14 protein-coding genes and 1 pseudogene are annotated in these 12,563 nt (G+C 66.5%); 5 read left to right on the plus strand and 10 right to left on the minus strand.

Annotation, left to right across the window (positions count from 1 at the left end):
* Positions 1 to 2: 2 nt before the first annotated feature.
* Positions 3 to 935 (minus strand): ring-cleaving dioxygenase, encoded by a 933-nt coding sequence (locus tag AC1DGP_RS03885; RefSeq protein WP_441504738.1) that lies wholly within the window; start codon positions 933 to 935, stop codon positions 3 to 5.
* 196 nt (positions 936 to 1,131) lie between these two features.
* On the opposite strand from AC1DGP_RS03885, the gene AC1DGP_RS03890 reads away from it, so the two are divergent.
* The 3 genes from AC1DGP_RS03890 to AC1DGP_RS03900 all read left to right on the plus strand — a co-directional run bounded on the left by AC1DGP_RS03890 (position 1,132) and on the right by AC1DGP_RS03900 (position 2,927).
* Positions 1,132 to 1,557: a DoxX family protein gene (locus tag AC1DGP_RS03890; protein ID WP_113518213.1), complete on the plus strand. Its 426-nt coding sequence runs from the start codon at positions 1,132 to 1,134 to the stop codon at positions 1,555 to 1,557.
* Between the two features lie 210 nt (positions 1,558 to 1,767).
* Positions 1,768 to 2,700: a LysR family transcriptional regulator gene (locus tag AC1DGP_RS03895; RefSeq protein ID WP_441488678.1), complete on the plus strand. Its 933-nt coding sequence runs from the start codon at positions 1,768 to 1,770 to the stop codon at positions 2,698 to 2,700.
* Positions 2,701 to 2,759: 59 nt separating this feature from the next.
* Positions 2,760 to 2,927 carry a hypothetical protein gene (locus tag AC1DGP_RS03900; protein ID WP_176733240.1) on the plus strand — a complete coding sequence of 56 codons (168 nt, stop codon included), beginning with the start codon at positions 2,760 to 2,762 and terminating at the stop codon, positions 2,925 to 2,927.
* 40 nt (positions 2,928 to 2,967) lie between these two features.
* On the opposite strand, the gene sugE is transcribed toward AC1DGP_RS03900, so the two are convergent.
* Entirely contained in the window at positions 2,968 to 3,282 is a 315-nt protein-coding gene (gene sugE, locus AC1DGP_RS03905) for a quaternary ammonium compound efflux SMR transporter SugE (protein WP_069876975.1), read from the minus strand.
* A 323-nt stretch (positions 3,283 to 3,605) separates the two neighbouring features.
* On the opposite strand from sugE, the gene AC1DGP_RS03910 reads away from it, so the two are divergent.
* Positions 3,606 to 4,067 carry a translation initiation factor 2 gene (locus tag AC1DGP_RS03910; RefSeq protein WP_441504739.1) on the plus strand — a complete coding sequence of 154 codons (462 nt, stop codon included), beginning with the start codon at positions 3,606 to 3,608 and terminating at the stop codon, positions 4,065 to 4,067.
* 35 nt (positions 4,068 to 4,102) lie between these two features.
* On the opposite strand, the gene AC1DGP_RS03915 is transcribed toward AC1DGP_RS03910, so the two are convergent.
* The 6 genes from AC1DGP_RS03915 to AC1DGP_RS03940 all read right to left on the minus strand — a co-directional run bounded on the left by AC1DGP_RS03915 (position 4,103) and on the right by AC1DGP_RS03940 (position 8,706).
* Positions 4,103 to 4,681, minus strand: a complete 579-nt coding sequence (locus tag AC1DGP_RS03915; protein WP_441488680.1) for a MerR family transcriptional regulator — start codon at positions 4,679 to 4,681, stop codon at positions 4,103 to 4,105.
* Positions 4,678 to 4,992 carry an integration host factor subunit alpha gene (locus AC1DGP_RS03920; RefSeq protein ID WP_069876977.1) on the minus strand — a complete coding sequence of 105 codons (315 nt, stop codon included), beginning with the start codon at positions 4,990 to 4,992 and terminating at the stop codon, positions 4,678 to 4,680. Before AC1DGP_RS03920 ends, AC1DGP_RS03915 begins: the two co-directional genes overlap by 4 nt.
* 188 nt (positions 4,993 to 5,180) lie before the next feature.
* The gene (locus AC1DGP_RS03925) at positions 5,181 to 6,158 is read right to left on the minus strand and encodes a beta-ketoacyl-ACP synthase III (protein WP_441504740.1); all 978 of its coding nucleotides are present in this window, start codon (positions 6,156 to 6,158) and stop codon (positions 5,181 to 5,183) included.
* A gap of 11 nt (positions 6,159 to 6,169) precedes the next feature.
* Positions 6,170 to 7,225: a phosphate acyltransferase PlsX gene (gene plsX / locus AC1DGP_RS03930; RefSeq protein WP_069876979.1), complete on the minus strand. Its 1,056-nt coding sequence runs from the start codon at positions 7,223 to 7,225 to the stop codon at positions 6,170 to 6,172.
* A gap of 112 nt (positions 7,226 to 7,337) precedes the next feature.
* Positions 7,338 to 7,898, minus strand: a complete 561-nt coding sequence (locus tag AC1DGP_RS03935) for a YceD family protein (protein WP_441504741.1) — start codon at positions 7,896 to 7,898, stop codon at positions 7,338 to 7,340.
* Positions 7,891 to 8,706: a ubiquinol-cytochrome C chaperone family protein gene (locus AC1DGP_RS03940; RefSeq protein WP_476768166.1), complete on the minus strand. Its 816-nt coding sequence runs from the start codon at positions 8,704 to 8,706 to the stop codon at positions 7,891 to 7,893. Before AC1DGP_RS03940 ends, AC1DGP_RS03935 begins: the two co-directional genes overlap by 8 nt.
* Between AC1DGP_RS03940 and AC1DGP_RS03945 the strand changes: the two genes are divergently transcribed.
* Positions 8,705 to 9,073, plus strand: a complete 369-nt coding sequence (locus AC1DGP_RS03945; protein ID WP_476768165.1) for an outer membrane protein assembly factor BamE — start codon at positions 8,705 to 8,707, stop codon at positions 9,071 to 9,073. The genes AC1DGP_RS03940 and AC1DGP_RS03945 overlap by 2 nt on opposite strands.
* Before the next feature lie 205 nt (positions 9,074 to 9,278).
* Here the strand turns inward: AC1DGP_RS03945 and AC1DGP_RS03950 are convergent.
* Positions 9,279 to 10,159, minus strand: a pseudogene (locus AC1DGP_RS03950) (DMT family transporter); the annotation flags it as partial.
* 226 nt (positions 10,160 to 10,385) lie between these two features.
* Positions 10,386 to 12,542 carry a sodium-translocating pyrophosphatase gene (locus AC1DGP_RS03955; RefSeq protein WP_441504743.1) on the minus strand — a complete coding sequence of 719 codons (2,157 nt, stop codon included), beginning with the start codon at positions 12,540 to 12,542 and terminating at the stop codon, positions 10,386 to 10,388.
* Positions 12,543 to 12,563: the final 21 nt, after the last annotated feature.

Genomic DNA, 12,563 nt, shown 5'->3' on the forward strand with positions numbered 1-12,563 from the left:
CGTCAGGCGAGTTCCGGCAGCACGGCCTCGATACGGCTGCGCTGCGCCTCGTATTGCGGCGGCAGCTTCAGCGCCTGGCCGAGGCTCTCGCTCGCCTCGTCGATGCCGAAGCCCGGCGCGTCGGTGGCGATCTCGAACAGGACCCGGCCGGGCTCGCGGAAATAGACAGAGCGGAAATAGTTCCGGTCCCGCTGCTCCGTGGCGCGGATGCCATGGTTCTCCTTTAGGCGGCGCACCATCGCTTCCTGCTCGGCATCACCCGCCGCCCGGAAGGCGATATGGTGCACCGAGCCGGCCCCCTGGCGTGCCGGCAGGAAGCCGCCGGCGGTGCGCAGATCGACAATCCCGCCGCATGCCGCGCCCTCAGTCCGGAAGCGGGTCACGCTGCCTTCCCTCGCGATCTCGGCAAAGCCGAAGATGTCACTGAGGATCGCACCGGTCGGCGCCGCATCCTCGAGCAGCAGGCTGACGGAGTGGAAGCCGCGGATCGCATGCTCGGCCGGAATCGCGCCGCCCGTCCAGGCCGGCTCGGCGGCAATGCCGGGCAGGCCGATCAGGGCAAGCCGCATCCCGTCCGGATCCCGGAAGGGCAGCACGGTGTCGCCGAAGCGCTTCTGCGGCGCCTCATGGGCGACGCCAAGCTCGACGAAGCGATGCGTCCAGTAGCCGATTGCCCCCTCCGGCACGCGGAAGGCGGTTTCCTGGGTCTCGCCGACGCCGAGCCGGCCCGGAGCGGCGTGCTCCCAGGGGAAGAAGGTCAGGATCGTGCCGGGCGAGCCGCCCTCGTCGCCGTAATAGAGATGATAGCTGCTCGGATCGTCGAAATTGACGGTCTTCTTGACCAGGCGCAGCCCCAGCACGCGACCGTAGAAATCAAGATTGCGGCGCGCGGGGCCGGAAATGGCGGTGACGTGGTGGATGCCGTTGATCTGCATGGCCTGTCCTCCGAAAGGGCTTGAGGCGGGGCGCCTCGTTCCGGCCAAAGATCGGAGTGCGGCAGGCAAAGCACCAGCCCGGTATCATTGCACGGAAGCAATGAACGTCTTGGCATCTAACAATTTGCATTGCGCCGGAGAGAGGGCATTTTCAGTGCCGAGACCAACCCGGTCCCCTGCTTCTGGAGATGCAATCATGATCGACAATCGCCTCGCCCCTTACGGCGCCCTCGGCCTGCGTGTCGCGCTCGGCCTGATGTTCATCGCCCATGCCTATCTCAAGCTCGCCGTGTTCACTCCCGCAGGCTTCGCCGGCTTTCTGGGCCAGGTCGGCTTGCCCGGCTTCCTCGCCTGGCCGATCATCCTGGCCGAGTTCATTGGCGGCGTCGCCATCCTGACCGGCTTCTACGGCCGTCTCGTCTCGCTGGCACTGCTGCCGGTCCTGCTGGGTGCCCTGATGGTGCATGCTCCGAATGGCTGGCTCTTCACCGCGGCCAATGGCGGCTGGGAATATCCCGCCTTCCTGGCGCTGACGGCGCTGGCCCACGGCCTGATCGGCGACGGCGCCCTGGCCCTGCGCCCTGTGCGCTTCAGCCCCCGCGCTGCGGTCGCCACCGCCTGAGCGCAGTCGACTATCGGTGAGCGCGGCCCAAGGGCCCGCGCCACGTCTTCCCGATCGCCGCCGCATGGCTTACAGCATCCGACCGGGCATCCGGCCGGATGCTGTAGCGCATTGTTCTTGCATCGGCTTCTTCCGAAAACCGGTATCCAATTCCCGGGCCGATGCTCTGGCGCCATGACGGCGGCGGACGCATGAAAGGACGAAAAGCGGATGAGCGGCACGAGCAAGACCCTCGCCTGGGACGATTTCCGGCTGATCAAGGCGATCGCCGAAGCCCGCGCCCTGCCGGCCGCCGCCAGCCTGATCGGCCTGAACCATTCCACGGTGTTTCGCCGCCTCGGCCAGATCGAGGACGGGCTCGGCCTGAAACTGTTCGAGCGGCACCGCAGCGGCTATGTGCCGACGCCCGCCGGCGAGGAAATGGTGCAGCTCGCCGGGCGGCTGGACGAGGACATTACCGCCTTCACCCGCAAGCTCGCCGGGCAGGAAATCCAGCCCGCCGGCGAATTGCGCGTCACCACCAACGACACCCTGCTGGTCGACCTGCTGACCCCGGTCTTCGCGGCCTTCCTGCAGCAATGTCCCGAGATCCGCCTCGACATCCTGCTCAGCAACCAGGCGCTCAACCTTTCCAAGCGCGACGCCGATGTCGCGATCAGGGCGACCGATAATCCGCCCGAGACCCTGGTCGGCCGGCGCGGCGCCCGCATCGCCTGGGCGCTCTACGGGCTGGCGAGCCGCTTCCCGCCCGATGCCGATACCAGCATGGAGACGCTCCGGGACCAGAACTGGATTTCGCTCGGCGACCAGTTCGCCTGGCTGAAGGCCGTCCGCTTCCTGCAGGATTACGTGCCGCCGGAGCGCATCGTCTACAAGGTCAACACGGTGCTCGGCCTGGCCGAGGCCGTCGAGGCGGGCATCGGCATCGGCTTCCTGCCCTGCTTCATTGCAGACACCAAGCCGGCCCTCGTCCGCCTGGCGGCGCCCGATCCCGAATTCGCGGCCGATCTCTGGCTCTTGACCCATCCCGATCTCAGGCACTCGCCGCGCGTGCGGCTGTTCCTCGATTTCATGGCGGCCGAGATCGGCCGGATGAAGCCGCTGATCGAAGGCGAGCGGGCCGTCGCGGCGCGCGGCGGCTGAGCCGCGTTCAGGAGCACAGTCGGGTTCCCTTACGGCGCAGCCGGCGCTAGGCTCTCGTCATGGAGATGCTTATCCCCCTCGCGATCGGGCTCAGCCTGATCTGGCTGATCGGCCGCGGCGCGCCCTGGAACGCCAAGCTGATCACATTGGCGATCACGCTCGCCGTGGTCCTGCTGATCGTGCTGCTCGAAAGAAGCGGCAACTGGCCTGACGCCTTCCGCAGATGACACCGGTCAGACGGTGACGCTGGCCAGAACGTGACGCTGGTCAGGAGACCAGCTTAAGCCCGACGATCCCCGCCACGATGAGCGAGATGCAGGCAAGCCGCAGGGCGCCTGCCGGCTCGCCGAGCAGCACGATGCCGAGCGCCGCCGTCCCGATCGTGCCGATGCCCGTCCAGACCGCATAGGCTGTGCCTACCGGCAGCGTCTTCAGCGCCAGACCGAGCAGGCCGAGGCTGACGACCATGCTGGCGAGCGTCAGCAGGGTCGGGACGAGGCGGGTGAAGCCTTGCGTGTATTTGAGGCCGATCGCCCAGCCGACCTCGAACAGGCCTGCGACGAAGAGATAGAGCCAGGCCATGGCAGCGCGCTCCGCATGAGAAGGGGCCAGTCGAAACAAGGCGAGGTCGTCCACGCCCCGGGACGCGGCAGGAGACGCCGCCCTTAGCCCAAACTAGGCCGCGCCTCTGCCGGTTGGGAAGGAGCGCGCCACCGCTGACCTCTGCATGGCTCTCATGGCCAGCTCCTTCGCGGGAGCCCGACCGACATACCCCTACGTTAGTCTTGTGCATAAGGCTCGTGCCGCCCCCAGGAGTTCCGCCTGCGGCATGGCGCCCCGTTCGGGCGCTGACTACGGGCATTGCACCGGCATTGCCGGTGGGGGCAACAAGGGGCCAAGCAAAGATGAATCTGGGGAAATGGGTGGGCTTGATTGCGGTCGCCGCGGCGTTGGGCGGCTGCGCCACCGTCACACGGGGTACGACAAGCCAGGTTACGATCGACAGCATTCCGCCGGGCGCAGACGCACGCACCTCGACCGGGCATAGCTGCCCATCGACGCCCTGCACGATCGAGGTCAGCCGCAAGTCGGAGTTCACGGTCAGCTACAGCAAGCGCGGCTTCCACGACGCCCAGATTCCGGTCGCGACCCGGGTCGCCGGGGCCGGGGCCGCCGGTTTCGCTGGAAACGTCATCGTCGGAGGCATCGTCGGAATGGGCGTCGACGCCGCGACGGGCTCGACGCTGGAGCACTATCCCAATCCCGTCGTCGCCACGCTGGTGCCGACCTCGAGGATCGAAAGCCGCACGCGCAGCTCGCGCTTCAGCCGCCGCCTGCGCGCGGCACGGGCCACGCCGGTTTCCTGATCTCTGGGAAGACAGCCAATCGCGATGCGGGCCTCTCAGCCCGCGTCGCCGCCGAGCTCCGGCTGCAGCACGCCGCGCAGGACGCGCTGGCATTCCGTCATTTCGACGAGCGCGGCTCTCAGCAGGACAAGATCCTCGCCGAACTCGGCCCGGTGATCGGGCTCCTCCGGCTGCGCCGGCTCCATATCGAGCTGCCAGGGCAATTCATCGTCGGAGCCTTCCGGTGCGTTCGCCGGCGCGGGCCGACGCGGCGCCGGCACGGGTGCGGCAACCGCGGCGGGAGCCTGCCCGCCGATCGGCCCGCCCCGGCCAATGGCCTGGACATGGCGCGGCCCCTGATCCTTCAGGATCCGCTGCAAGCCCTTGATGGTATAGCCCTCGCCGTAAAGCAGCCGGCGAATGCCCTTCAGGAGGGCGACATCGTCCGGCCGGTAATAGCGCCGGCCGCCACCGCGCTTGAGTGGCTTGATCTGGGTAAAGCGCGTTTCCCAGAAACGCAGGACATGCTGGGGGATGTCGAGGTCGTCTGCGACCTCGCTGATTGTCCGGAAGGCATCTGGGCTCTTGGTGTCCAATTCGGCCTCTACGTTGCCGGTGTGGAACTCCAGACTCACTCCTCGTCGCCCTCGCCCGCCTGCCCGTTGATGCGCGCCTTCATCACATTCGAAGGCTTGAACACCATCACGCGACGCGGCTCGATGGGGACCTCAACGCCCGTTTTCGGATTACGCCCGATTCGCTCGCCTTTGTCTCGCACGACGAACGAGCCAAAGGACGATAATTTCACATTCTCGCCGCGCGCGACCGCATCGCAGATCTCGTCGAGCACCGCTTCGACAAGTTTCGACGACTCTGTCCGCGACAGACCGATCTTCTGATACACAGCCTCGCACAAATCGGCGCGAGTGACCGTTTGCCCCGCCATTCATAGCCTCCAAGGCGTTCATGGGCCGGTGACCTCGTCACCAGCCTTGCGCCATTACGGACGCCGGACGCTATGCGTCCCGGACGGTCCGGTCAATCCTCGAGCGCCGTTTAGTAGCGCCCTCGGTCGAAATGGCAAAAAAAGGGAAGAGAAACTGTCCTAAGTGCCAGCGTTCTCAGCTGAAATGCTCACCAGCGGATCAAGGCCGACCCCCAGGTGAAGCCRCCGCCCATCGCCTCGATCAGGACGAGCTGGCCGGGCTGGATTCGCCCGTCGTGATGGGCCTCCGCCAGAGCCAGCGGAATCGAGGCGGCCGAGGTGTTGCCGTGCCTGTCGACGGTCACCACGACGCGGTCATGCGCGATGCCGAGCTTGTCGGCGGTGGCATCGATGATGCGCCGGTTGGCCTGGTGCGGCACGAACCAGTCGATGTCGTTGCCGCTGAGCCCGGTCGCGGCGAAGGTGTGGCGGACGGTATCGGCGAGGTTCTGCACCGCATGGCGGAAGACCTCCTTGCCCTCCATGCGCAGGAAACCGACCGTCTTGGTCGAGCCTGCGCCGCCATCGACATAGAGCTTGTTCTTGTAGCGCCCGTCGGAGCGGATATGCGTTGTCAGGACACCGCGGTCGGCCAGCGTGCCCTCCCCCTGCTCCGCCTTGAGCACGACGGCACCGGCGCCATCGCCGAACAGGACGCAGGTGGTGCGGTCTTCCCAGTCGAGAATCCGGGAGAAGGTCTCGGCGCCGATCACGAGCGCGGCGCGGGCACTGCCCGTCTTGATGAAATTATCCGCGGTCGCGAGGCCGAAGACGAAGCCGGAGCAGACCGCCTGCAGGTCGAAGGCCGCGCCTTCGGTGATGCCCAGCGCCGCCTGGATCTGGGTCGCGGTTGCCGGAAAGGTATGGTCCGGCGTCGCGGTCGCGACGATGATCAGGTCGATCTCGGAGGCATCCATGCCGGCATCGGCCAGGGCCGCCTGCGCCGCCCTGAGGCCGACGACCGAGGTCGGCTCGTCATCGGCCGCAATATGGCGCTGGCGGATACCGGTGCGCTGGACGATCCACTCGTCGGTCGTGTCGACGCGCTCGGCAAGCTCGGCATTGGTGACGATGCGCTCCGGCAGATAGGAGCCGCATCCGCAAACCACAGATCGCAGAATGGACAAGTCAGAGATCCCTATTCGACGGCAGCGGCCTGAGGCGCCGTCTCCGGCTGCACCGAGGCAGCCACCATCTCGCGCAGCTTGGCCATCAGGTCATCGCGCGCCATCTCATAAGCCAGTTCGGTCGCGCTGGCGAAACCGATCGCGTCCGTCCCGCCATGGCTCTTGATGACGATGCCTTCGAGCCCGAGGAAGACGCCGCCATTGACCTTGCGCGGATCCATCTTGTCCTTCAACGCGGCAAATGCGCCACGTGCGAAGAGATAGCCGATCTTGGCCATCAGCGACCGGCTCATCGCGGCGCGCAGATACTCGCCGATCTGCCGGGCGGTGCCCTCGGCCGTCTTCAGGGCGATGTTGCCGGTGAAGCCCTCGGTCACCACGACGTCGACCGTGCCCTTGCCGAGGTCGTCGCCCTCGACGAAGCCGCGATAGTCGAGATGCGGCAGGTTGCCCTCGCGCAGGATGCGACCGGCCTCCTTGACGGCCTCGACGCCCTTGATCTCCTCGACTCCGACATTGAGCAGGCCGACGGTCGGCCGGTCGAGATCGAAGACGACGCGGGCCATGGCCGCGCCCATCACCGCGAGATCGACGAGATGGCGCGCATCGGCGCCGATCGTCGCGCCGACATCGAGCACCACGCTCTCGCCGCGCACCGTCGGCCAGAGCGCCGCGATCGCCGGGCGGTCGACCTGCGGCATCGACTTCAGGCAGAATTTCGACATCGCCATCAGCGCGCCGGTATTGCCGGCCGAGACCGTGACATCGGCCTCTCCGGTCTTGGTCGCGTCGATGGCACGCCACATCGAGGACTTGTAACGGCCATAGCGCAGGGCCTGGCTCGGCTTGTCGTCCATCTTCACCGACACTTCGGTGTGGTGGAAGGTCGTCACCGCCTTGAGCTTCGGGTGGGCCTCCAGAAGCGGCAGGACCTGGGCCTGATCGCCGAAGATGACGAAGCGCGCGTCGGGCCGCCGCTCGAGGGTCAGCGCCGCGCCTGGCACGACGACGGCAGGGCCATGGTCCCCGCCCATCGCATCGAGCGCGATTGTAACTGGTCGTTTCATTGGGTGCTGATTGTTCCCGAGGGGCTCGGCCGCTGTGGCGCAAAATAGGGCGGCGGCGGACAATAGCGACTTGGCGAGCCGCCGCAAGCCACTGCGCGTGCCGGTAAAGCCGTCATTCGCCGCGTTTCAGTTTGGCCAGGGCCGCAAAGGGCGATGCAAGCGCCGGGTCGTCGACCTGCGCTTCGAAATTCACTCCGGGCTTGCGCGGATAGGGATCGAGCCCGAGCGCCAGGAACTCGAGGGTGATCGCGCCAAGGTCGATCATGCCGTCGATGATCGGCTCCGGCGGGTCCTCCTCGTTGAGCATGACCTCGATGTCGATCTCGCCCTTCTTCTCGTCCTCCTCCTCGCGGCGGGCGGCGGCGAGAACCTCGGCCTCCGGCGCGAAATCGAGTTTCACGGGCAGCTTGATGCTGACCGGGAAGGCCTCGAGCGTGATGATGCAGGTCTGATGCAGCTGCGCCGCGATCTCGCCCTCCAGCTTCACGCGCTCGCCATTGCGGGCGAGTTCATAGCGCGCCTCGAGCGCTTCGATCGAAGGCAGGTCGAGCGCACGGGCGAGCCCGACGAGCGCAGAGCCCTCGGGCCTGACCACGATATGGGTGCCACGCGGCTTGATCGTCTCGACGCGGACGGGCTGGCTCAGCGGCAAGGCACGAGCGGAATCAGACACTGGGGGTACTTTCGTGAACCGGGAATGCAGGAAAGAGAGTCTCCTGCCCCAAAATTGCGTCAAGATCGAGCTGCGACAGACGTTCCAGCGCCTGGCCGACATAATCGGCCAGGGCTGTCGCCCCCTCGCCCGGGCTGACATTGCGGCGCAAGGCCTCGGCCAGCGCGCCCGGCTCAGGCGCAGCGAGCGCACTCTCATAGGCCTTGATGCGGCCGTAGAAGCTCTGCCCGATCTTCTTCATGCGCTTGGGCACGGCGATGTCGCTGATCCCGCCCTGGCGGAAGCCGAGCTCAAGATAGGCGAAGCAGGCATCGACGAAATCCTGCGCCAGATCGCTGGCCGGCGCCGGAAGTTCGCGCAGGCGCCGCAGAATCAGGAAGGCATGCAGCGTCAGCGATTCGAAGCGCCCTTCGAACGTGTCGGGGATGCCGCCGCCGATATAAAGACCGGGCTGGCGCGACGCGTCAGCCACGCGGGCCAGCAGCGCCTCGACCGGCGCGAGCCTTTTTGCGCGTTTTCCGAACAAGCCGAAGATCACCAGCGCATCTCCGCTCGCCGCCACTGCCTTGCCAAAGCCATTCTCGGGCGTTACGCCAACCTCTACCCGTTTGACAAGCGGCTTCGGATACCTCCTTGCCCACTCTGCTCCTGGATTCTCCCGCATGATCGACATGACCCGCCGCGCGGCCCTCTTCGGCCTTCTCGCGACCTCGTCACTCGCTCTAGCCGGATGCGGAGCAGATCGGGGCGGATTCGTCCTGCCGACATCGGCGGGGCTGAACGAACAATACACCCGCGGCTTCGTCATGGACGAGCGCCTGGTCGCGCAGATCAAGACCGGCATGGACGTGCAGCAGGTGCTGACCATACTGGGCACGCCCTCGACGACCTCGACCGTCGGGAACCGGACCTTCTACTATATCAGCCAGACGGTGCGCCGGCGCTTCCAGTTCCAGGAACCCAGCGTCATCGACCAGAAGGTGCTGGTGATCTATTTCAACAAGTCCTTCAAGGTCGAGCGCATCGCCCAGTACGGCCTCCAGGACGGCGTGATCTTCGACTTCATCAGCCGCACCACCGTCACCGGCGGCGAGGAGCAGAGCTTCCTGCGCAACCTCTTCCGCGGCGTCACCAAGTTCTCGCCGCTCGGCGGCCTGGGCGGGGCCAGCAACTGAGCCGACCCGACCGGAATGACCGAACACGAGAAACCCCTGCGGCCCACGCCGCAGGGGTTTTTCTTTGGGTTGCGGCATTCGCCAGAGCATCGGACCGAAAGGTGGAATCCGGTTTTCGGAAAAATCCGATGCTTGACCAAAGAGCTCGATCGCCGCTCCTGCGTCCGAATGGACGCACGGCGATCTGGGCCGGCTGCGCCAGCTTGCGCTCGGGCAGCGTCATCGCGATCACGCCCAGGATGACCAGGGTGAGCCCCACCCAGGCCGTCGGGCTCAGGCGCTCGCCGAGGAAGACGATGCCGATCGCGACGCCGACCGGCACGCGCAGATAGGACACCGCCGTGGTGCCGACGGGACCAAGCGTCCGGATCAGCCGGAAATAGATGGCGAAGGCGAGCGCGGTCGAGACCGCCGCCAGCGCCAGGAGCGCGATCAGCGAATCCTGCGAAGGGCTCAGCGTCCAGGGCCGGTCGACGACCAGCGCGACCGGCGTGAGCAGGGCTGCCCCGCAGATCAGCGAACCGGCGGCGGGGATGAGCGGATCGAAGCCGGTGAAGTTGCGGCCGAACAGGGCAGCGCAGGCATAGCAGACCGTGGCAAGTACGATGGCGATCTGCGCGGCCAGTTCGCTGCCGAACCCGCCCAGCGTCTGCATGCCGACCACCAGGGTGATGCCAGCAAGCCCGGCTGCGACGCCGAAGGCCTTGCGCAGGTCGACCTCCCGGCTCCGCGTCAGCGCCAGCGTGATCAGGAAGACGAAGACCGGGGTCGTCGCATTCAGGATCGCGGCAAGGCCGGCATCGACGCTGCGCTCGGCCCAGGCGATCAGGGTGAAGGGAACGGCGCTGTTCAGGCAGGCCTGGAACAGGAACTTGCGCCAGCTGTCGAGGGGATCACGCCTGCGATCAGGGTACGCCCGGCAATCAGGGTCAGCGGCGGAATCGTCTCCACGCCGATCTTGATGAAGGTGTAGGAGCCGCCCCAGAGGGTGGCGAGCAGGACCAGCAGGGCAAGCTCGACGGCGTGCCCGGACTCGACCTCCCCGGACTTGACCTCGGCGGGTGCAGCAGCGGCCTGGATCGTCATGATGGCTCTCCTTCTGTTGGAGAGACCATGCCATCGCGGGCCGCCCGGAGCTTGCAGGAACGCTACGGTCCCGGCCGTAGCTTCAGATCCTGATTCAAGTGGTCGCCATCCTGATTCAAGACGGGCCGCCAAGCCGTTGCAACATCAAGGGAAAGCCCTTGAGCGATCAAAGAAGAACCCCGCGGATTGCTCCGCGGGGCAGTGTCTCCGTGCCGTGCCGACCGGCTCAGGAATGCGCCAGGATCGCCAGCAGCAGCAGCGCGATGATGTTGGTGATCTTGATCGCGGGGTTCACCGCCGGGCCGGCGGTATCCTTGTAGGGGTCGCCGACGGTGTCGCCGGTCACCGAGGCCTTGTGCGCCTCGGAGCCCTTCATGTGGCGCACGCCGTCCTTGTCGACGAAGCCGTCCTCGAAGCTCTTCTTGGCGTTGTCCCAGGCGCCGCCGCCCGAGGTCATCGAGATGGCGACGAAGATGCCGGTGACGATGACGCCCATCAGCATGGCACCGACCGAGGCGAAGGCCTGGTTGCGGCCGGCAATGGCGTTGATGGCGAAGAAGGTGACGATCGGCGCAAGGACCGGCAGCAGCGAGGGCACGATCATCTCCTTGATCGCGGCCTTGGTCAGCATGTCGACGGCGCGGCCGTAATCCGGCCTGTCCGTACCCAGCATGATGCCGGGCTTCTCCTTGAACTGGCGACGCACCTCCTCGACGACGGAGCCGGCGGCGCGGCCGACCGCGGTCATGCCCATGCCGCCGAAGAGGAAGGGGATGAGGCCGCCGAGCAGCAGGCCGACGACGACGAAGGGGTTGGACAGGCTGAAATCGACCGTGACGCCCTTGAAGTACTGGAAGCTGGTCGAGCCCGCCTTGTTGGCCTCGGCGATGAAGAAGTTCAGGTCCGAGGTGTAGGCTGCAAACAGCACCAGGGCGCCGAGACCGGCGGAGCCGATCGCATAGCCCTTGGTGACGGCCTTGGTGGTGTTGCCGACCGCATCGAGCGCATCGGTGGAGTGGCGCACCTCCTTGGGCAGGCCCGCCATCTCGGCGATGCCGCCGGCATTGTCGGTGACCGGGCCGAAGGCATCGAGCGCGACGACGACGCCGGCCAGCGCCAGCATGGCCGTGGTGGCGATTGCGATGCCGAACAGGCCGGCCAGCGTGTAGGAGACGATGATGCCGGCGATGATCACGATGGTCGGCGCCGCGGTCGATTCCAGCGAGACCGCGAGGCCCTGGATGACGTTGGTGCCATGGCCGGTGACCGACGCCTGGGCGATCGAGACCACCGGGCGCTTGCCGGTGCCGGTGTAGTATTCGGTGATGACGACGATGAAGAGCGTCACCGCGAGGCCGACCAGCGCGCAGCCGAACAGGTTGGCGGAGGTGAAGCTGACGCCCTGCCCCGTCGTGAACGCGGTGGAGAAGCTGCCGAACATCAGCCAGTTGACGATGGCGATCGCGCCGACCGACAACACGCCGGCGGCGATGAAGCCCTTGTAGAGCGCGCCCATGATCGACTGGTTGGCGCCGAGCTTGACGAAGAAGGTGCCGATGATCGAGGTTACGATGCAGGCCGCCCCGATCGCCATCGGATAGAGCATCATCGTGCCGAGCACCGGCTGGCCGGCGAAGAAGATCGCCGAGAGCACCATGGTGGCAACCAGCGTCACGGCATAGGTCTCGAACAGGTCGGCGGCCATGCCGGCGCAGTCGCCGACATTGTCACCGACATTGTCGGCGATGGTCGCGGGGTTGCGCGGATCATCCTCGGGAATGCCGGCTTCGACCTTGCCGACGAGATCGGCGCCAACATCCGCGCCCTTGGTGAAGATACCGCCGCCGAGGCGGGCGAAAATCGAGATCAGCGAGGCACCGAAGCCCAGCGCCACGAGCGAGTCGATGACGGTGCGGCTCGATGGGGAGAAGCCGAGGAACGAGGTCAGGACGCCGTAATAGACGGCGACGCCGAGCAGGGCGAGGCCGGCGACCAGCATGCCGGTGACCGCGCCCGCCTTGAAGGCGACATCGAGCCCGTCACCGAGCGACTTCATCGCCGCCTGCGCGGTGCGGACATTGGCACGGACCGAGACGTTCATGCCGATGAAGCCGGCCGCGCCGGAGAGGACGGCGCCGATCAGGAAGCCGATGCCGACCCATTGGCCGAGCAGATAGGTCAGGACCACGAAAAGCACCGCGCCGACCATGGCAATCGTAACGTATTGACGCTTCAGATAGGCCTGCGCGCCCTCGGCAACCGCGCCGGAGATTTCCTGCATGCGCTGGTTGCCGGCGTCGCGCTTCATGACATCGCCATAGGCCCAGATGCCGTAGGCTATCGATAGCGCACTCAAAACTATGATGATGAGCAAGGCTGACATTCGGGATTCCTGACCTCGAGC

The sequence above is a fragment of the Allobosea sp. 05T433 genome (genome assembly GCF_056396065.1).

Coding starts and splice junctions, on each gene's coding strand:
- AC1DGP_RS03885 (WP_441504738.1), bottom strand. CDS start 935: ATGCAGATCAACGGCATCCACCACGTCACCGCCATTTCCGGCCCCGCG.
- AC1DGP_RS03890 (WP_113518213.1), top strand. CDS start 1,132: ATGATCGACAATCGCCTCGCCCCTTACGGCGCCCTCGGCCTGCGTGTC.
- AC1DGP_RS03895 (WP_441488678.1), top strand. CDS start 1,768: ATGAGCGGCACGAGCAAGACCCTCGCCTGGGACGATTTCCGGCTGATC.
- AC1DGP_RS03900 (WP_176733240.1), top strand. CDS start 2,760: ATGGAGATGCTTATCCCCCTCGCGATCGGGCTCAGCCTGATCTGGCTG.
- sugE (WP_069876975.1), bottom strand. CDS start 3,282: ATGGCCTGGCTCTATCTCTTCGTCGCAGGCCTGTTCGAGGTCGGCTGG.
- AC1DGP_RS03910 (WP_441504739.1), top strand. CDS start 3,606: ATGAATCTGGGGAAATGGGTGGGCTTGATTGCGGTCGCCGCGGCGTTG.
- AC1DGP_RS03920 (WP_069876977.1), bottom strand. CDS start 4,992: ATGGCGGGGCAAACGGTCACTCGCGCCGATTTGTGCGAGGCTGTGTAT.
- plsX (WP_069876979.1), bottom strand. CDS start 7,225: ATGAAACGACCAGTTACAATCGCGCTCGATGCGATGGGCGGGGACCAT.
- AC1DGP_RS03945 (WP_476768165.1), top strand. CDS start 8,705: ATGGACGAGCGCCTGGTCGCGCAGATCAAGACCGGCATGGACGTGCAG.
- AC1DGP_RS03940 (WP_476768166.1), bottom strand. CDS start 8,706: ATGACGAAGCCGCGGGTGTATTGTTCGTTCAGCCCCGCCGATGTCGGC.
- AC1DGP_RS03955 (WP_441504743.1), bottom strand. CDS start 12,542: ATGTCAGCCTTGCTCATCATCATAGTTTTGAGTGCGCTATCGATAGCC.